This window comes from Micromonospora taraxaci (genome assembly GCF_007830095.1).
In the GTDB taxonomy this organism is placed as follows: domain Bacteria; phylum Actinomycetota; class Actinomycetes; order Mycobacteriales; family Micromonosporaceae; genus Micromonospora; species Micromonospora taraxaci.
Genome location: NZ_VIWZ01000001.1, coordinates 537,952 through 555,946, shown reverse-complemented (window position 1 = coordinate 555,946; position 17,995 = coordinate 537,952). Strand labels below are relative to the sequence as shown.

16 protein-coding genes are annotated in these 17,995 nt (G+C 70.6%); 6 read left to right on the top strand and 10 right to left on the bottom strand.

Translation table 11 applies throughout. The features are described from left to right. Positions 1–92: 92 nt before the first annotated feature. From FHU34_RS02720 to leuA, 3 genes are all read left to right on the top strand, one after another. Complete coding sequence (locus FHU34_RS02720; RefSeq protein ID WP_244311527.1) at positions 93–881, top strand: hypothetical protein; 789 nt, start codon at positions 93–95, stop codon at positions 879–881. 84 nt (positions 882–965) lie between these two features. Beyond that, positions 966–1,517, top strand: coding sequence for a nitroreductase family protein (locus FHU34_RS02715; RefSeq protein ID WP_145778536.1), 552 nt, complete (start codon positions 966–968; stop codon positions 1,515–1,517). A gap of 285 nt (positions 1,518–1,802) precedes the next feature. Then, on the top strand, positions 1,803–3,554 hold the full coding sequence (gene leuA, locus FHU34_RS02710) for a 2-isopropylmalate synthase (protein WP_145778535.1): 1,752 nt from the start codon (positions 1,803–1,805) through the stop codon (positions 3,552–3,554). A 29-nt stretch (positions 3,555–3,583) separates the two neighbouring features. On the opposite strand, the gene FHU34_RS02705 is transcribed toward leuA, so the two are convergent. Continuing rightward, a complete protein-coding gene (locus FHU34_RS02705) occupies positions 3,584–5,077 on the bottom strand; it encodes an MFS transporter (RefSeq protein WP_145778534.1) in 1,494 nt (497 codons plus the stop codon). A 107-nt stretch (positions 5,078–5,184) separates the two neighbouring features. On the opposite strand from FHU34_RS02705, the gene FHU34_RS02700 reads away from it, so the two are divergent. Together FHU34_RS02700 and FHU34_RS02695 are read left to right on the top strand one after the other, a co-directional pair. After that, a complete protein-coding gene (locus tag FHU34_RS02700; protein ID WP_145778533.1) occupies positions 5,185–5,841 on the top strand; it encodes an HNH endonuclease family protein in 657 nt (218 codons plus the stop codon). After that, positions 5,817–6,206, top strand: coding sequence for a hypothetical protein (locus tag FHU34_RS02695; RefSeq protein ID WP_145785413.1), 390 nt, complete (start codon positions 5,817–5,819; stop codon positions 6,204–6,206). The genes FHU34_RS02700 and FHU34_RS02695 overlap by 25 nt, the downstream gene beginning before the upstream one ends. A gap of 60 nt (positions 6,207–6,266) precedes the next feature. On the opposite strand, the gene FHU34_RS02690 is transcribed toward FHU34_RS02695, so the two are convergent. The 8 genes from FHU34_RS02690 to FHU34_RS02655 all read right to left on the bottom strand — a co-directional run bounded on the left by FHU34_RS02690 (position 6,267) and on the right by FHU34_RS02655 (position 14,049). Further along, positions 6,267–7,370, bottom strand: coding sequence for an ABC transporter ATP-binding protein (locus FHU34_RS02690; RefSeq protein WP_145778532.1), 1,104 nt, complete (start codon positions 7,368–7,370; stop codon positions 6,267–6,269). Beyond that, on the bottom strand, positions 7,367–8,380 hold the full coding sequence (locus tag FHU34_RS02685; protein WP_145778531.1) for an ABC transporter ATP-binding protein: 1,014 nt from the start codon (positions 8,378–8,380) through the stop codon (positions 7,367–7,369). The genes FHU34_RS02690 and FHU34_RS02685 overlap by 4 nt, the downstream gene beginning before the upstream one ends. Positions 8,381–8,388: 8 nt before the next feature. Then, on the bottom strand, positions 8,389–9,351 hold the full coding sequence (locus FHU34_RS02680) for an ABC transporter permease (RefSeq protein ID WP_030328130.1): 963 nt from the start codon (positions 9,349–9,351) through the stop codon (positions 8,389–8,391). Further along, positions 9,348–10,352 carry an ABC transporter permease gene (locus FHU34_RS02675; RefSeq protein ID WP_145778530.1) on the bottom strand — a complete coding sequence of 335 codons (1,005 nt, stop codon included), beginning with the start codon at positions 10,350–10,352 and terminating at the stop codon, positions 9,348–9,350. The genes FHU34_RS02680 and FHU34_RS02675 overlap by 4 nt, the downstream gene beginning before the upstream one ends. Positions 10,353–10,437: 85 nt before the next feature. After that, positions 10,438–12,099: an ABC transporter substrate-binding protein gene (locus FHU34_RS02670; RefSeq protein ID WP_145778529.1), complete on the bottom strand. Its 1,662-nt coding sequence runs from the start codon at positions 12,097–12,099 to the stop codon at positions 10,438–10,440. 313 nt (positions 12,100–12,412) lie between these two features. Continuing rightward, positions 12,413–13,006 (bottom strand): recombination mediator RecR, encoded by a 594-nt coding sequence (gene recR, locus FHU34_RS02665; protein ID WP_145778528.1) that lies wholly within the window; start codon positions 13,004–13,006, stop codon positions 12,413–12,415. Between the two features lie 8 nt (positions 13,007–13,014). Beyond that, entirely contained in the window at positions 13,015–13,323 is a 309-nt protein-coding gene (locus FHU34_RS02660) for a YbaB/EbfC family nucleoid-associated protein (RefSeq protein ID WP_030489880.1), read from the bottom strand. Positions 13,324–13,473: 150 nt separating this feature from the next. Then, positions 13,474–14,049, bottom strand: coding sequence for a hypothetical protein (locus FHU34_RS02655; RefSeq protein ID WP_167524749.1), 576 nt, complete (start codon positions 14,047–14,049; stop codon positions 13,474–13,476). 252 nt (positions 14,050–14,301) lie between these two features. Here FHU34_RS02655 and FHU34_RS02650 point away from each other — a divergent pair, with 252 nt between their 5' ends. Then, entirely contained in the window at positions 14,302–14,991 is a 690-nt protein-coding gene (locus FHU34_RS02650; protein WP_145778526.1) for a DUF998 domain-containing protein, read from the top strand. 48 nt (positions 14,992–15,039) lie between these two features. Here FHU34_RS02650 and FHU34_RS02645 read toward each other — a convergent pair whose 3' ends face one another. Next, entirely contained in the window at positions 15,040–17,916 is a 2,877-nt protein-coding gene (locus FHU34_RS02645) for a DNA polymerase III subunit gamma and tau (protein WP_145778525.1), read from the bottom strand. Between the last annotated feature and the right edge of the window lie 79 nt (positions 17,917–17,995).

Below are 17,995 nucleotides of genomic sequence, written 5' to 3'. Positions count from 1 at the left end.
GAGGTACGCGACCACGAGCGCGTCCGACACGCCGGAACGAGCCTGGTACGCGCCGGCACCCGCGGACCGCTCGCAGCCACCAGAATGGGCCGGTGCCCGTCCTCATCCGCTCGGCCGGCCGTGTGCTCGGGCCGCTCGTGTTAGCCCTGCCAGCGCTCCTGGTCGCCTGCACCAGCACGCAGCCGCCCGCCCCGACGCCGACCGATCCCGGGTCGGTCGCTGTGGACGCCGCACGGGACGAGCTGGCTGCCCTGGCCGCAGCCGCGCAGGACCGCCACATGGTGGCGCAGTACGTGTACAGCCGGGCGGGTCAGCCGGACCGCACCATCGTGTTCACCAGCGCTAACGACGGCAGCTGGCGGGTCGACGTGCCGGGGGGCGCGTTGGGTGGCGCCGCCGACGTCTCGATGGCGGCGACGGCCGACGGGCTGTTTCAGTGCGCCCTGCCGTCAGCCGGTCGACCGGAACCGTCGAGCTGCGTACGCCTCGGTGAGCGGGACGACACGATCCCGCGCCGGTCGGACCCCCGCGTCCAGCATCCGCTCACCGACTGGCTGGACGTGCTCACCGACCGACGCGCGCCGTTGGCGGTGGCCCCGGCCAACGCGCCCGAGGGCCTGACCGGCACGTGCTACTCGGTGGACTCCACCTCGGCGTCGCTGAACGCCCCGCTGGACGTGGGCATTTACTGCTACGACCGGGACGGCACACCGACCGGCGTCCGGACCGGGGTCGGGACGCTGCGGTTGGCCGCACCACCCGGCCCGGCGCCGGCCACCGTGCAGTTGGCCGGTCCGGTGGTGATCGACCGGGACCCGCTGGACACCGCCGCGCCGCCGACCCCTGACCCCTCGGACAGCCCGAGCGCGGGAACGCCCTGATCTTCATCCCGTTACGGGTGCTTTTGCCCACATTCTGCTAACCCTGCCTGATCGGCGAATCACCCATACAGGACGATTACCGGCATGGCTGACCTGACCCCGCTGCTCGCCTTCCGTTGGAGCCCGCTGGCGTTCCACCCCACCGACGAGCTGAGCGCGGCGGACGCGGCCTCCCTGCTCGAGGCGGCCCGATGGGCACCGTCGCTGGGCAACCGCCAGCCCTGGAGGTTCACCCTCGGCCACCGCGACGACGAGACCTGGAAGCGGATCCTGGTCAACCTGCCCGAGCGTGAGCAGCGGTGGGCGCACCGCGCCGCCGCCCTGCTGCTCGCCGCACACGTCGACGCCGACACGGCACCCGACGCCGCGCCGGCCGACGGGATCGCCTACGACCTGGGCCAGGCCGTCGCCCACCTCACCGTGCAGGCCACCGCGCTCGGGCTGCACGTACGCCAGGTCCTCACCGTCGATCGCGCCGGACTCGCCGCTGACCTGCACCTTCCCGCCGACGTACGGCCGTACGCGGTGGTCGCCGTCGGGCGTCTCGGCGACCCGCTCAGCCTCCCGGCCGACCTGGTCGCCGAGGAAACCAGCCTGCGGCACCGCCGACCCCTCGCCGACCTGCTGCTCCGCTGACCATCCGCGTCCGGGCGGCCCGGCACGGACCATGACGCTGGTCCCACAGTCCGGACCTACCTTCCCACCGCCCCTGCCATCACGTAGGGTGACGTGGTCATGTGGCAGGCGCTGCTCCTCCTTAGCCGCCGCGACGAGGCCTGACCGGCCGGCACCTCGTCGCGGAGTTGCATCGCGCCGTCCAGCACATCCGAACCTTCTCTCGGCACCGCCGCGCATCGTCGCCCGGCATACGCCGACACCTTCCGATCTGCTGACGCCACATGTTCCAGGGAGCACTCTGAAATGGCTCAACCTGTCACCGACGCCGAAACCGATCCGTTCGCTCGGCAGCGCCCGAGCCGGATGCCGTACCACCGCTACCAGCCCTACCAGGAGCAGTTCCGGGTCGAGCTGCCGGACCGCACCTGGCCCACCCGCCAGGTCGACGCGGCCCCACGGTGGTGCGCGGTGGATCTCCGCGACGGCAACCAGGCCCTGATCGACCCGATGTCGCCGGAGCGCAAGCGCCGGATGTTCCAACTGCTGGTCCAGATGGGCTACAAGGAGATCGAGGTCGGCTTCCCGTCGGCCAGTCAGACCGACTTCGACTTCGTCCGGCAGCTCATCGAACAGGACATGATCCCCGAGGACGTCACCATCCAGGTGCTCACTCAGTGCCGGGAGCACCTGATCGAGCGGACGTTCGAGTCGCTGCGCGGTGCCAAGCGGGCCATCGTGCACTTCTACAACTCGACCTCCACCCTCCAGCGTCGGGTGGTCTTCGGCCTGGACAAGGACGGCATCGCCGACATCGCCACGACCGGTGCGCGGCTCTGCCAGAAGTACGCGGAGATCCACACTCCGGACACCGACATTTTCTACGAGTACTCGCCGGAGTCGTACACGGGCACCGAGCTGGAGTACGCGCTGGAGGTCTGCTCCCGGGTCATCGACGTGATCGACCCGACGCCCGACCGCCCGCTGATCATCAACCTGCCGGCGACGGTCGAGATGGCGACCCCCAACGTGTACGCCGACTCGATCGAGTGGATGCACCGGCACCTGCCGCGCCGCGACAGCGTGGTGCTGAGCCTGCACCCGCACAACGACCGGGGCACCGGAGTGGCCGCCGCCGAGCTGGGCCTGCTCGCCGGCGCGGACCGCATCGAGGGTTGCCTGTTCGGCAACGGTGAGCGCACCGGCAACGTGGACCTGGTGACGCTGGGGCTCAACCTCTTCTCCCAGGGCATCGACCCGATGATCGACTTCTCGAACATCGACGAGATCCGGCGGGCGGTCGAATACTGCAACCAGCTCCCGGTGCACGAGCGCCACCCGTACGCGGGCGACCTGGTCTACACCGCCTTCTCCGGCTCCCACCAGGACGCGATCAAGAAGGGCTTCGACGCCCTGGCCGCCGACGCGAAGGCTGCCGGCGTACCGGTGGACGAGCACACCTGGGCGGTGCCGTACCTGCCGATCGACCCGAAGGACCTGGGCCGCACCTACGAGGCGGTCATCCGAGTCAACTCGCAGTCCGGCAAGGGCGGCGTCGCGTACATCATGAAGAGCGAGCACCAACTGGACCTGCCCCGGCGGCTCCAGATCGAGTTCTCCGGGGTGGTGCAGCAGGTCACCGACCACGACGGTGGCGAGGTCGACCCGGCCGCCATGTGGGAGATCTTCGCGACGCACTACCTGCTCGACCACCAGCCCGACCCGGCCATCCGGTTGGCCGGCTACACGATCAGCACGATCGACGGCAAGGTCGAGATCGAGGCCCAGGTCGGCGTGGGCGCCGAGCAGCGCTCACTCGCCGCCGTCGGCAACGGTCCGATCGACGCGTACGTCAACGCGCTGCACACGGTCGGGGTGGGTGTGCGGGTGCTCGACTACCACGAGCACGCGCTCTCCTCCGGCGGGGACGCGCAGGCCGCCGCGTACGTGGAGTGCGAGGTCGACGGGCGAACGGTCTGGGGTGTCGGCACCGACGCCAACATCGTCACCGCCTCGATCAAGGCGGTCACCAGCGCCGTCAACCGCGCACGCCGCTGACCTACACGCGACACCCCCGGGGTGGATCCCTACTTCGGGGGTGTCGCGGCGGGCAGCGAGTGGCAGGGCTGGGACGGCGGGGCTTCCCGGGGCGGCCTGTGGACCAGCACGAGCGCCAGCACCGCGCCGGCCACGAGCAGGCCGGCGCACCACTCCATCGCGCCGCGGAAGGCGTCGGTCAGCTCGCCCTTCTGCTCGTACCCGCCGCCGGACAGGCCGACCAGCAGCGGCAGCGCCGCCACCGCGAGCAACCCACCGGCCCTGGACGCGGCGTTGTTGAAGCCGCTGGCCACACCGGAGAAGCGGTCCTGCACGGCGGCCAGCACCGACGCGGTCAGCGGTGCCACGACCAGGGTCAGCCCGATCCCGAAGAGCAGCACCCCGGGCAGCACGTCCGTCCAGTACGACGCGCCCGGTCCGACGCCGCGCAGCAGCAACAGGCCGACTGCGGCCACCACCGGCCCGACGGTCAACTGCAGCCGGGGGCCGATCCGCGCCGACAACGCTCCCGAGCGGGCCGACCCGACCAACAGCAGCAGGGTCATCGGCAGTAGTGCGATGCCGGTGCGGAAGGCCGACCACTCCACCACGTTCTGCAGGTAGACGGCGAAGAAGAAGGTGAAGCCGGTGAGCGCCGCGTAGACGACGACGGTGAAGATGTTCAGCACCGAGAAGAGCCGGCTGGAGAACAGGCCGGTGGGCAGCATCGCGGCGTCCCCGCGCCGCCGTTCGAGCAGTACGAAGACCACCGCCGACAGCACCCCGACCAGCGCCGCGATCAGCACCGGCGCCGAGTCGTAGCCGCGTGCCGGCACGTCGATCAGGGCGTACGTGACGCCGGCGAGCGCGAGTGCTCCGAGCAGGGCTCCGGCGACGTCGAACCGGCGTCGGGTCCGTCCGGGCCCCGCGGTGCGGGAGGCGCTCTCGTCGCGGCTCTCCGGCACCCAGCGCGTCGTGGCCAGCACCACCAGGACGGCGATCGGCAGGTTGAGGAAGAAGATCCAACGCCAGGACAGCGCGTCGATCAGCCAGCCCCCGATGAACGGGCCGAGCGCGGTGGACACCCCGGACAGTCCGGCCCAGGCGCCGATCGCCCGGCCCCGGTCGTCCGGGTGGAAGCTCGCCTGGAGCACCGACAGCGATCCGGGCGTAAGGAGCGCGCCGCCGGCGCCCTGGAGGAAGCGGGCCGCGATCAGCCAGCCGGTGCCCTGGGCCAGCCCGCAGAGCACGGAGGCGACGGTGAACCAGAGGACACCGATCAGGAAGATGCGTCGTCGACCGAAGCGGTCCCCGAGGGCACCGCCGAGCAGCACGAACGCCGCCAGCATCAGCAGGTAGCCGTTAATGGTCCACTGGAGATCGGACACGCTCGCGCCGAGGTCCTGCCCGAGCTTCGGCAGCGCCACGTTGACGACCGTCGTGTCGAGGAAGACCATGCCGGAGGCGAGTACGGCGGCGAGCAGCGTGCCCCGGCCGGCGGCGGTGCCCATCCGGAGGGCAGGCGCCGGTACGGGTTCGGTCATCCCACCAATGTGCCCTGTAACAAGTGGGAGACGCCACGAATTGCCAAAACCTGGCCCGGGTACTGTGCGCAGTCGCCGGGAGACCGCAAGCTGGAGAGGTGTCGTCTGTGCGTACCACATCAGGACCGCGAGCGGCGGTGGCCGCGCTCGCCGCGGCGCTGGCGCTCGGCGTCGCCGGTTGCGTCCCGCCCGACGAGCCGGACACTCAGTCGCCGAGCGACGGCGGCAACGCCGTACAGCAACTCGGCCAGCTCACCGTGGCAACTGCCGGCTCGATGAAGGGCTACAGCAGAGACCACTTCCCGCACTGGCGGAACACCGGCAAGAACTGCGACGTGCGGGACAGCATTCTCCAGCGCGACGGCAAGGACGTGAAGCTCTCCGGCTGCAACGTGGTCGGCGGGCGCTGGGAGAGCGTGTACGACGGCCGTAGCGCCGCCGACCCTTCGGACGTGGACATCGACCACATGGTCCCGTTGGCCAACGCCTGGCGCTCGGGCGCCGACGAGTGGGACGACCAAAAGCGTGGCGACTTCGCCAACGACACCACACGTCCGCAGCTCATCGCGGTTTCCGCGTCCTCCAACCGGGCAAAGGGTGACCAGGACCCGTCCCAGTGGAAGCCGGCGAACCGCGAGTACTGGTGCAAGTACGCCGAAAGCTGGGTGACGGTCAAGCACTACTGGCGGTTGACGGTGACCAGCGCCGAGAAGACCGCCCTGACCGACATGCTGGAGGGCTGCACAGTGGGAAACGCGTCGTGACGGCCGCTGAGGAGAGCGGCCCGGCGGCCGCAGGCATGACCGCCGACGGCACTGCCGAGACTCCCGCCGCCGTGCCGGGTGCCGGGATGGTCGCGGATTCCGGCGGCGCGGCCAGCCCGCAGAGCCGTACCTCAGACATCGTGCCCGGCCCCGGCGGCGTGATGACCGACGAGGTCGGCGTCGTCACCGGCGACCTGACCCTGCGCACCGAGTACGCCGACGGCAAGGTCACCCTTCGGGTGCAGTACAAGGACGCGGACGAGTGGTACGCGGTCACCGGCACGTCGGTGGCGTTGGCCGATCCGGCGGGGCTGGACGCGGTGCACGGTGTCGCCGTGGGCCTGCTGAACCGACCCGAGGGCTGAACCCCCGTCGACCGGCCCGCCGCGCTCGCCCCGACCGTTGATCGGGGCGAGCGGGCTTCGTCAGACGTACGAGCCGGGCTCGGTGGGCGCGGAGACCACGGCGGGCGCTTCGCCCTCGTCCTCGGGGCGGACGATCTGCGCGCTGACCTGGTGCGGGCGTAGCTCACCGCTGGCGATCTGCTCGGCGAAGTGGCAGGCCACCCGGCTGACGCCGATCTCCCGCAGCACGGGTCGCTCGTCGGCGCAGCGGGTGGGCTGCGCCCAGGGGCAGCGCGTGTGGAAACGGCAGCCGGACGGCGGGTTGGCCGGCGACGGCAGGTCACCGGCGAGCAGGATCCGCTCCCGACGATCCTCCACATCCGGGTCCGGCACCGGCACCGCCGACATCAACGCCCGGGTGTACGGGTGCAGCGGCTCGGTGTAGAGCCGGTCGCTCGGCGCTTCCTCGACCAGCGCGCCCAGGTACATGACGCCGACGGTGTCGGAGATGTGCCGGACCACAGCGAGGTCGTGCGCGATCACCAGGTAGGTCAGCCCGAGGCTGTCCTGGAGTTCGTCGAGCAGGTTGACCACCTGGGCCTGGATCGAGACGTCGAGCGCCGAGACCGGCTCGTCGGCGACGATCAGCTCCGGCCCGAGCACCAGCGCGCGGGCGATGCCGATGCGTTGCCGCTGTCCACCGGAGAACTCGTGCGGGTAGCGGGACAGCGCCCAGCGGGGCAGCCCCACCGCGTCCAGGGTCTCGCCGATGATCCGACGACGGTCGGTGCGGTCGGCACCGATCCCGTGGGTCTGCATGCCCTCGGTCAGGATCGACTCGACGTTTTGCCGGGGGTCGAGGCTGGACATCGGGTCCTGGAAGATCATCTGCATCCGGCGACGCATGCTGCGCAGCTTGCCCGACGGCAGCGTGGTCAGCTCGACGCCGTCGAACTCGACCTCGCCGGCGGTCGGCGGGGTGAGCTGGAGCAGCGCCCGACCCAGCGTGGACTTGCCGCAGCCGGACTCGCCGACCAGGCCGTACGTCTTGCCCCGCGGGATGCTGAGGTCCACCCCGTCGACGGCCTTCACATGGCCGACCACCCGGTCGAACAGCACACCCCGCTTGATCGGGAAGTGCACCTTCAGGTCGCGTACCTCGACGAGGATGTCGTTGTCGCTCACGCTGGTTCCTCCTCGCGCGGGGCGGGCACCGTGCCGGGCACCGGCTCCGGGTTGACGCACCGGTAGCTACGTCCGTCGTGTGCCTGCACCAACTCCGGCGGCTCGCCCACGCACTCGTCGGTCCGCCGGGCGCAGCGCGGGGCGAAGGCACAACCCTCCGGCCAGGGCAGCAGGTCGCGGACCGAGCCGGGGATCGGGCTGAGCTTCTCGCCCCGCCCGGCGTCCAGGCGGGGCACCGAGCCAAGCAGACCCACTGTGTACGGGTGCCGCGGCTGACGGAACAGTGGACGGCGGCGGGCCGTCTCCACCACCCGGCCGCCGTAGAGCACGTTGACGGTGTCGCACATGCCGGCCACCACACCCAGATCGTGGGTGATCATCAGCAGTGCGGTGCCGGAGTCCCGGACCAGTTCCTTGAGCAGTTCCAGGATCTGGGCCTGGATGGTGACGTCCAGCGCGGTGGTCGGCTCGTCGGCGATCAGCAGCCGAGGCTGGCAGGCCACCGCCATCGCGATGAGCGCACGCTGGCGCATCCCACCGGAGAGCTGGTGCGGGTACTCCTTCAGCCGCCGCTTCGGGTCGGGAATGCCGACCCGGTCCAGCAGCTCCGCCGCCTCCTTCGCGGCGGCCGCACCCTTCATCCCCCGGTGCCGGGTCAACACCTCGGTCACCTGCAACCCGATCGGAATCACCGGGTTCAGCGAGGACAGCGGGTCCTGGAAGATCATCGCGATGTCCCGACCACGGATGTCCCGCCGCGACCGGTCGTCGAGCTGGAGCAGGTCGGTGCCGTCGAAGACGGCCTTGCCGCCGACGCGCAGGCCCGGCTGCTTCGGCAGCAAGCCCATGATCGCGAGCGAGGTGACGCTCTTGCCGCAGCCGGACTCGCCGACCAGGCCGACCACCTCACCGGCGTCGACCGAGAAGGACACCCCGTCGACGGCGTGCACGGCCCGCTGGCCGCGCCGGGCGAACGTGACGGAGAGATCATCAACTTCGAGCAGTGCCATTACTGGGCCTACTTCCGCAGCTTCGGGTCGAGGGCCTCACGCATCGCCTCACCGAGCAGGGTGAAGCCGAGCGCGGTGATGATGATCGCGACGGCCGGGTAGATCGCCAGCGACGGCCGGATGCCGAGGTACTGCTGCGCGTCGGCGAGCATGACGCCCCACTCCGGTACGGCGGTGTCCGGGTTGCCCAGGCCGAGGAAGGACAGCGCCGCGGCCTCGATGATCGCGGTGGCCAGGGTCAGGGTGGCCTGCACGATCACCGGCGCGAGCGAGTTCGGCACCACGTGGGTCAGCGCGATCTTCGACTTCTTCACGCCGAGCGAGGTGGCCGCCAGCACGTAGTCGCTGTTGGCCTGGGAGATCATCGAGCCGCGCAGCAGCCGGGCGAACACCGGCACCGAGACCACACCGACCGCGATCATCACGGTGGTCAGGCTGGCCCCGAGCAGGGCGGCGATGCTCACCGCCAGCAGCAGGCTCGGCATCGCCAGCAGCATGTCGATGAAGCGCATCAGGGTGGTGTCGACCCACCGCCCCCACCGGCCACCGAGACCGGCCGCCGCACCCGAGATGCCACCGATCAGCGCGCCGATGGCCAGACCGATCAGGGTGGACACCACACCGACCAGCAGGGTCTGCCGGGCGCCCACGATCATCCGGCTGAACTCGTCCCGGCCCTGGTGGTCGTACCCGAACCAGTGGTCACCGTCGGGGCCGGGAATGACACCCGGCTTGATCAGCCCTTCCCGGATGCCGATCGTGTCGGTCGGCGCGTACGGCACGAGGAACGGGCCGAGCACCGCGACCAGCACGAAGAGCGCCAGGATGACCGCGCCGACGATCGCGGCCGGGTTGCCGCGCAGCCGGCGGAACGCCTCCTGCCACAGGCTGACGCCCCGCTCGTCGTCACGGGCGGCCAACTCGGAGAGCCGGTCGATCTTTTCGCGCTTCTTGCCCGGGCTGAGTGTCATCGCACCCTCACCCTCGGGTCGATGAAGCTGTAGGAGAGGTCGACCAGCAGGTTCACCAGCACGTACACCACCGCGATGATCAGAATGAAGCCCATCAGCACCGGATAGTCGCGCTGGCCGATGGCCTCGGCGACGAACGCTCCGATGCCACTGAAGGCGAAGACGGTCTCGGTCAGCACGGCGCCGGAGAGCAGGCCGCCGGCGAGCAGACCGATCGAGGTGGCCACCGGCAGCATCGCGTTGCGCAGCACGTGCCGGCGACGGACCGTCTGCTCGGTCAGGCCCTTGGCCTCGGCGGTGCGTACGAAGTCCTCGTTGAGCACCTCCAGCACACTCGCCCGGGTGATCCGGACGATGATCGCCAGCGGGATGCTGGCCAGCGCGATGCTCGGCAGCACCAGATGCCAGAGGGCGTCGGCCGCGGCGTCCCACTCACGGGTCATCAACCCGTCGAGGACGAAGAAGTTGGTGACCCGGGTCGCCCCGAGCGTCGGGTCCTGCCGACCGCTGGACGGGAACCAGTGCAGGTTCTCCGAGAAGATCGCCTTGAGCACGTAGCCCAGGAAGAAGACCGGGATGCAGATGCCGATCAGCGAGCCGCCCACGGACGCGTGGTCCAGGAAGCGGCCGCGACGACGGGCGGCCAGGTAACCCAGCGGGATGCCGACACCGATCGCGATGATCATCGCGGTGATGGTCAGCTCGACGGTGCCGGGAAAGCGCTCGATGAACTCCGTGGTGACCGCCCGCTTGGTGGAGGTCGAGGTGCCCAGGTCGAGCTTGATCAGCCGACGGACGAAACGGCCGTACTGCACCAGGATGGGCTCGTCGAGCCCCATGTTGCGCCGGATGGCAGCCCGCATCTCGGGCGTACCGCGCTCGCCGAGGATGGCGGTCTCGGGGCCGCCGGGGAGTCGGCGGAGCCAGATGAAGAGCAGGAGGGAGAGCCCGAACAGCGTGGGTATCAGCTGAAGCAGGCGTCTGACGATGAACCGGAACACGGCGGCCTCGAAGGGGTGCGGAGGGTTGCGGGCGGGCGCTGTGCGACAGCGCCCGCCCGCGTTCCTTGCTGCGTCAGATCAGGACTTACTTGTACTCGGCGGTCGAGAACCGCTCGTCGGTGAGCGGGCTCGCCTTGACGCCGGTCACGTCCTTGCCGAACACGATCGCCGGCGGCGAGTGCGAGATCGGCACACCGGGCAGGAAGTCCATCACGGACTTGTTCAGGGCCTTGTACTTCTCGGTCCGGGCCGCGATGTCAGCGGTGGTGTCCGCGTCCTTGAACTGGTCGAACAGGGCCTTGTTGTTGAAGCCCCACTCGTCCTTCGGCCGGTCGAAGAAGGTACCGATGAAGTTGTAGGCGTCGCCGTAGTCACCGGTCCAGCCCAGGAAGTGGATGTCGTGCTTGCTGCCCGAGGTGGTGGCGTTCAGGTAGTCCGGGCTCCACTTGAGCGGGATCGCCTCGACGGTGATGCCGACAGCCTTCAGGTCCGCCGACAGCAGCTCGAAGATGTCCTTCGGGTTCGGCATGTACGGCCGGGTGACCTCGGTCGGGTAGTGGAACTTCAGCGTCAGGTTCGACGCGCCCGCCTCGGCCAGCAGCGCCTTCGCCTTGGCCGGGTCGTAGGTGTACTTCGTGACGTCGCCGTTCCAACCCTCGACGGTGTCCGGCATGAAGTTGTCGGCGACCTTGGCACCCGGCGGCAGCTTGGAGGTGACCAGCTGCTGACGGTTCAGGGCGTACGCGATGGCCTGCCGGACACGGATGTCGGCGAGCTTCGGGTTGCCCTTCTGGTTGATCGCCAGGTAGAGCACGTTGAACGCCGGGCGGGTGAGCATGTTGAAGCCCTCGGACTTCAGCGGCTCGACGTCGGCCGGGCCGACCAGGTCGTAGCCCTGGATGTCACCGGAGCGCAGCGCCTGCTTGCGGGCGTTCTCATCCGAGATCGTCTTGAAGATGAGGGTCTTCAGCTTGGCCTTGGTGCCGGCGTAGTCGTCGTTGCGCTCCAGGGTGAGCGTCTTGTTGGCGACGTCCCAGGCCTTGAACTTGAACGGGCCGGTGCCGGTCGGGTGCGCCGTCGCGTACGCCGGGTACTTGATGTCCTCGGCGGTGCCCGCGACGTTGCTCGCGTCGAACTCCTGCAGCGCCTTCGGGCTGTGGATGGAGAACGAGGGGAGCATCAGCGCGGCCGGGATCTTGCTGGAGACCCGCGTGAAGGACAGGTCCACAGTGGTGGCGTCCTTGGCGGCGCAGGACTTGAAGAGGCTCGGCGGCAGCTCCGCGTCCTCGTTCTTGGCGAAGCCGCCCATGACGTCCTGCCAGTACGCGGTCACGTCCGGGCTCTGCATGAGGCCCTTGGCGTTGTACCAGCGGTTGAAGTTGACGCAGACGGCCTCGGCGTTGAAGTCGGTGCCGTCGTGGAACTTCACGCCCGAGCGGAGCTTGAAGGTCCAGGTGGTGCCCGCTGCGTCCGGGGTCCAGGACTCGGCCAGACCGGGGGTGACCTTGGTGCCACCCTCCTCCGGCCGGACCAGGGTCTCGAAGACCTGACGCGCCACGCGCAGCGACTCACCGTCGCTGGCGAAGCTCGGGTCGAGCACCTTCGGGTCTCCGGCTACGCCGAAGACGAGGGTGTCCTTCTTGCTACCGCCGGATTTGTCGTCGCGGTTGCTCTCGGCGCAGCCTGCTACCGCGAGGGCCGCGACCGCGACGGCCGCGATCGCGACCTTCGGCCTGGGTGCACGCATGTGTGCTTCACCTCGTCCTTGGGGGTACGGACAACGTGGTGACAGGGGTCACCGATGGCGGTGACCATAGCTCTCGTTACGTCCACCCGGAAACTGCCAGGTGGACGGTTGGTATCGGATCGTGCCTCAAGCGCTGGTTGACTTTCGATTCGAAGGTAAATCGCCCCTCAAACCGATCAATCTGCACCCGCGATGCCAAACTGTTACGTCGAACAGCCCCGATGAGGGATCAAGTGTCAGATCAATTCCGGGCAGTGACGAAGCGATGGCCGACACCCCGAGGGGTGCCGGCCATCGGCTGTACGTAGGGGGATCAGACCGCGCGGCGGCCCTCGAAGGCCCGACCGAGGGTGATCTCGTCGGCGTACTCCAGGTCGCCGCCGACCGGCAGCCCACTGGCCAGCCGGGTCACCGAGATACCCATCGGCTTCACCATCAGCGCCAGGTAGGTGGCGGTCGCCTCGCCCTCGGTGTTCGGGTCCGTGGCCAGGATCAACTCCCGCACCGCGCCTCCGCCGAGCCGGATCAGCAGCTCCCGGATGCGCAGATTGTCCGGACCGATCCCCTCCAGCGGATTGATCGCACCGCCCAACACGTGGTAGCGACCGCGGAACTCACCGGTCCGCTCGATGGCCACCACGTCCTTGGGCTCCTCCACCACGCACAGCACCTCGTCGGTGCGGCGCGGGTCGCGGCAGATCCGGCACTGCTCGGACTCGGCCACGTTGTAGCAGGTCGTGCAGAACCGCACCAGCTCCTTGACCTTGCGCAGGGCGCCGGCCAGCCGGTTGACGTCGGCCGGGTCCGCCGACAGGACGTGGAACGCGATCCGCTGGGCGCTCTTCGGGCCCACGCCCGGCAACCGGCCCAGCTCGTCGATCAGGTCCTGGATGGCACCTTCGTACATCTGCCGGCTCAGAAACCGGGCAGGCCGAGGCCGCCCATGCCACCGGCGACCGGGCCCATCTTGCGCTCGGTCAGCTCGCGGGCCGCCTCGGCGGCGTTGTGCACGGCGGCGACGACCAGGTCCTCAAGCGTCTCCACGTCGTCCGCGTCGACGGCCTTCGGGTCGATCTTGATGGCCTTCAGCTCACCGGAGCCGGAGACGGTCGCCGTGACCAGCCCACCGCCGGCGGTGCCGGTCAGCTCGGCCTCGGCCAGCTCGGCCTGGGCGGCGGCGATCTGCTGCTGCATCTTCTGCGCCTGCTTCAGCATCTGCTGCATGTTCGGCTGTCCACCTGGGCGCACGGATGGCTCCTTCTCGCACTCGTCTGCTCGGCCGCCGCCCAGCCTATCCGCTGGGACCGACCCTGCCCCGCCCGGTGCGTCCGCCCACGCCGGGCCCAGAAAGCGGCCGCGCGGGGGTGGCGTGGCTCAGAGTCGGTCGCGCTGCTCGCGCAACAGCGACTCGACGGCGACGACGGTGTCCGGGAGCCGGTCGGCGGGGCTGACCGCGCGGACGAAGATGAGGACCTCGTCAGCCATCTCGACGGCCGAGATCGCGCGCGCCTCCGCCTCCAGGAAGGCCATCGCTGGCCCGTCGCGGCCGGCGATGGTGACCTTGTCGTGGTTCGCCAACTGCAACTCGATGCAGGAGTGGCTGAACTCCGCCGCCGCCTGGCTGGACTCGAATTCGAGCAGGGTGACCGTGACGGCGGTGTTGTCCGGTTGGGTCCACGCCGCACCGGCGGCATGGCGCAGGTCGGCGCGTACCTGCGGGGTCAGCAGTAGGTGCTGCGTGTCCGCGCCCGGCAGGAGCCGGTCGAAGTCGACAGTGTCGTTGGTAGCGATCGGAACGGCTGGTGTCGAGTCAGCCGGACCGGCAACCACCAGCGCACCGAGGTCAGGCCTCGGCTCGGGCATCTGATCGCCCTGAAGGGCACCCAGGGCGATCAGTGACAGAAACGGGGTCGCCAGGGCGAAGGCCAGTCCGGCGAGGCTACCGGCCACGAGGCTGACGATCAGGACGAGGCGATGCCACCACGGCTTGACCGGCGGGTGGGGGCCCTGCCCGGTGAACGGTTCCGCCTCCGTCGGCACACGCGTGCCCGGCGCGGCGGGGTCCTCGGTGGTGGCGATTCACACATCCTGGCAACGCCGCGACACGCCGTCCATCCCCGCAACGGGTACGGCTGGCACTACCCCGAACCGGCCATCTGCCGGTAGTGCGCCACGAACCACCCACCTGGTGTGCTCAAGGGCATGAATATCAGCCGCTCCGGCCGGATCGGCGCGCTGTGCTGGGTTGCGGCCGCCCCGCTCTTCCTCGTCGCCAATCTGGTCACCGGTCTGCGGTGGCGCGACCCGACCTACAGTTGGGCCACCCACAACATCAGCGACCTCGGCAACGCGCACTGCGGCATCTGGGACACCAGTCGCCCCCGCTACGTGTGCTCGCCCTGGCATCCGCTCACGAACGTCGCGACACTCACCACCGCCGTGTTGCTCGCCGTCGGAATCCTGCTGACCTGGCGGATCCTCGGTCGCGGGGGCATGGTGCGCGCGGCCCAGACGCTCCTGCTGCTGGCCGCCTGCGGGTACGCCCTGGTCGCCCTCTACCCGGCCGACGTCGACGAGAACCTGCACGTCCTCGGCGCATTCCTGATCATGGGCCTGGGCAACGTCGGTCTGCTCCTCGCCGGCTTCGCGCCGGGCACCACGCCGCTCGGCCGGTGGCGACGTCTCACCCTCACCGCCGGGATCATCGCCCTGGCCGGGACGGCGCTGTTCTTCGCCCAGCAGGGGGTCGGGATCGGCGTGGGCGGCATGGAACGAGTAGCCGTCCTGCCCTACCCCCTCTGGACCTGCTGCCTAGGAGTCCTACTAGCCGAAACCCCAGCCCCAGCCCCCGCCCCCGCTCGCGTCGATCATGGAGTAGTGGTGTCCGAATAGACCAGTAGCAGGCGGCTTGTCACCACCACAACTCCATGATCGACGGGGTTAGCGGGCGTCGACCTCGTCGATCTTCTCGGCGCCGAAGGTTTCGCGGAGCAGCCGTACCGCCTGCTCTTCACTGGACTCCCGGGCGGTCTTCTCGTCGATGACCTCGTCCAATGGCTCGTCGCCCGGGTCGAAGCCCTCGTAGACCGGGGTGGCCGCCGGGGCCGTCCCACCCGGCCGACCACCGCGGGTCGGTCCGTCGAAGTCCGGGTCGTAGGGCGGCTCGCCCGCCCATTCGGCGTCCGCGATGGGCCGGGTCGCCGCTGGGGTACGCGTACCGCGCCCCGCCGCCGCCGCGCGAGCCGCGGCGATGGCGCTGCTCACCGGTGCGGCACCGGCTGACGCCGGCTGCCGGGCCGCTGGCGTCGGGTTGCCCCGCCCGCCCGCCTGACCACCACCGGTGGCCCCGCTGGAGCCGTTCGCCCCGATGCCATGAGCGCTACCGCTGCTCGGTGCGGTGCTGGTCGCAGCATCGAGCCCGGGGGTGTTTCCGGCCGACGCGCCGCCGGGGCGGGCGGCTTCCGGCCAGTCCTCGTCGTCCTTCGCCTCGGCGACGGGGGCACCGCCGCCGGGGAGCGCCGCCTCCGGCCAGTCGTCCTCGTCGTCGGCCGCCGCCGTGGGCTGCGCGCCACCCTGCTGGCCCGCGCCGTGGCCGCCCTGCCCGCCACGCACGGCGGTGCCTCCGGGCTGACCACCGGTAGCGCCGGCCGAACCTGTTGCGGCGGACGGCGCGCTGGTCGGGCCGGTGGAAACCGGTGACGTCGGCGCACTCACCGGTCGGGCAACGGCCTCGCGGTTCGGCGCGGCGCTCGGGCTCGACGCGGCGCTCGGGCCAGGCGCGGCGCTCGGGCCAGGCGCGGCGTTCGAGTTCGGCGCGGCGCTCGGGTTCGGCGCGGCGCTCGGACTCGGCGCAGCGGGTGGCGCGCTCGTCGGGCTGGCGGCGGCGGTCGCGTTCGGCGCGGCGGGTCGGGCCGGAGCGGCGGGCTGTGAGCGCTGCGGGCTGGACAGCGACACGCCGCCACGCTCACCGGCCACCTCGCACCGAATTTGCCAGCGTCCGCCCAACTCCTCGTAGAGCGCGTCGGTCAGCACGGCCGAGTGGTCGGCCATCATCTTGGCCAGCACTGTGGACTTCACCGTCAGTACCAACATGTCGCCGTCGAGTTCGCGGACCACCGCGTCGCGCATCAGGGCGGCGATCCGCTTGTTGGTCCGGTTGACTTTGCCGACCACGTCGGGCCAGACCCGGCGGACCGCGACCGCGTCCAGCGCGGCGGCCGGCGCACCCGGACGAGGCGGCACTGGGGTGGCCGGGTCGGGAAGCACCGCCGACGGTGGCACCGCACGGCGCGGTGCCGACGAGCCCTCACCGGAACCAGGGCCAGCCGAACCAGGGCCAGCCGAAGGGGTGCCGGCTGAACCGTGGGCAGCAGAGCCGGGGCCGGCCGGGGAGACGGGCCCCAGACCGGTGGTCGCCGCCGACGCACCGGGCGACGCCGGGATCGGCGAATCGGCGGTCGGGACGCCCGGCGCCGGAGTGCCCTGGGCAGCGGCGCTCCGGGTCGGGGACGCGGCCGGGTCGACATCCCACGGCGGTGCGGAGGTCGGGGCGTTGGCGGGTGCGGGGTTGGCGGCAGCCGGAACCGGAGGGGCTTGCTGTGGGCGTACCCCCGGGTTGTTGGTCGGCGCGAAGCCGGCGGCGGCGTCGGTGCCGCTCAGGGTGAGCCGACGTTCCATCCGCTCCAGGCGCTGGAGCAGGCCGCCGGTGGAGTCGTCCACGCCGGGGAGCAGCATCCGGGCGCAGATCAGCTCCAGCAGCAGGCGGGGAGCTGTGGTGCCGCGCATCTCCACCAGGCCGTCGTGCACGATGTCGGCGCAGCGGGAGAGCGTGGCCGAGCCGAGTTGCGAGGCTTGGGCGGCCATCCGCTCGATCTGGTCGGCCGGGGCGTCGATCAGACCCTTCGCGGCGGCGTCCGGCACCTGCTGGATCACGATCAGGTCGCGGAGCCGCTCCAGCAGGTCGGAGGCGAACCGGCGCATGTCGTGCCCGGCCTCGGCGACCCGGTCGACGGTGGCGTACGCGGCCGCGCCGTCACCGGCGGCCAGCGCGTCGCACATCTCGTCGATCAGCGCGGAGTCGGTGACCCCGAGCAGCGAGACGGCCCGCGCGTAGCTGACCCCCTCCGCGCCGGCGCCGGCGATGAGCTGGTCGAGTACGGAGAGGCTGTCCCGCATGCTGCCGCCACCGGCGCGCACCACGAGCGGGAAGACCGCCGGTTCGACGGCGACGCCCTCGGCCTGGGTGAGCTGCTCCAGGTACGGGCGGACCACCTTCGGCGGGAAGAGCCGGAACGGGTAGTGGTGGGTCCGCGACCGGATCGTGCCGAGGACCTTCTCCGGCTCGGTGGTGGCGAAGATGAACTTGACGTACTCCGGGGGCTCCTCGACCAGCTTGAGCAGGGCGTTGAAGCCCTGGGTCGAGACCATGTGCGCCTCGTCGATGATGTAGATCTTGAAGCGGCTGCTGGCCGGTGCGAAGAAGGCACGCTCGCGCAGCTCACGGGCGTCGTCAACACCACCGTGGCTGGCCGCGTCGATCTCGATCACGTCGATCGAGCCGGCACCGTCGGCGGCCAGCGAGCGGCAGGACGCGCACTTGCCGCACGGCTCGGGAGTGGGGCCCTGCTCACAGTTGAGCGAGCGGGCCATGATCCGGGCGCTGGTGGTCTTGCCGCAGCCACGAGGGCCGGAGAAGAGGTAGGCGTGGTTGAGCCGGCCGCTACGCAGCGCCTGCGACAGCGGCTCGGTCACGTGCTCCTGACCGATGACCTCAGCGAAGGTACGCGGCCGGTACTTGCGGTAGAGCGCCAGCGTCACTCGTCCCGCCTCCTCTCGACCGAGCCATTCTGCGCCGGTCGGGCGCGGGTGACCACCCACCCCGCCGAATGGCCGAGGC

Coding starts and splice junctions, on each gene's coding strand:
- recR (WP_145778528.1), bottom strand. CDS start 13,006: ATGTACGAAGGTGCCATCCAGGACCTGATCGACGAGCTGGGCCGGTTG.
- FHU34_RS02660 (WP_030489880.1), bottom strand. CDS start 13,323: ATGCAGCAGATGCTGAAGCAGGCGCAGAAGATGCAGCAGCAGATCGCC.
- FHU34_RS02680 (WP_030328130.1), bottom strand. CDS start 9,351: ATGACACTCAGCCCGGGCAAGAAGCGCGAAAAGATCGACCGGCTCTCC.
- FHU34_RS02670 (WP_145778529.1), bottom strand. CDS start 12,099: ATGCGTGCACCCAGGCCGAAGGTCGCGATCGCGGCCGTCGCGGTCGCG.
- FHU34_RS02685 (WP_145778531.1), bottom strand. CDS start 8,380: ATGGCACTGCTCGAAGTTGATGATCTCTCCGTCACGTTCGCCCGGCGC.
- FHU34_RS02705 (WP_145778534.1), bottom strand. CDS start 5,077: ATGACCGAACCCGTACCGGCGCCTGCCCTCCGGATGGGCACCGCCGCC.
- leuA (WP_145778535.1), top strand. CDS start 1,803: ATGGCTCAACCTGTCACCGACGCCGAAACCGATCCGTTCGCTCGGCAG.
- FHU34_RS02650 (WP_145778526.1), top strand. CDS start 14,302: ATGAATATCAGCCGCTCCGGCCGGATCGGCGCGCTGTGCTGGGTTGCG.
- FHU34_RS02715 (WP_145778536.1), top strand. CDS start 966: ATGGCTGACCTGACCCCGCTGCTCGCCTTCCGTTGGAGCCCGCTGGCG.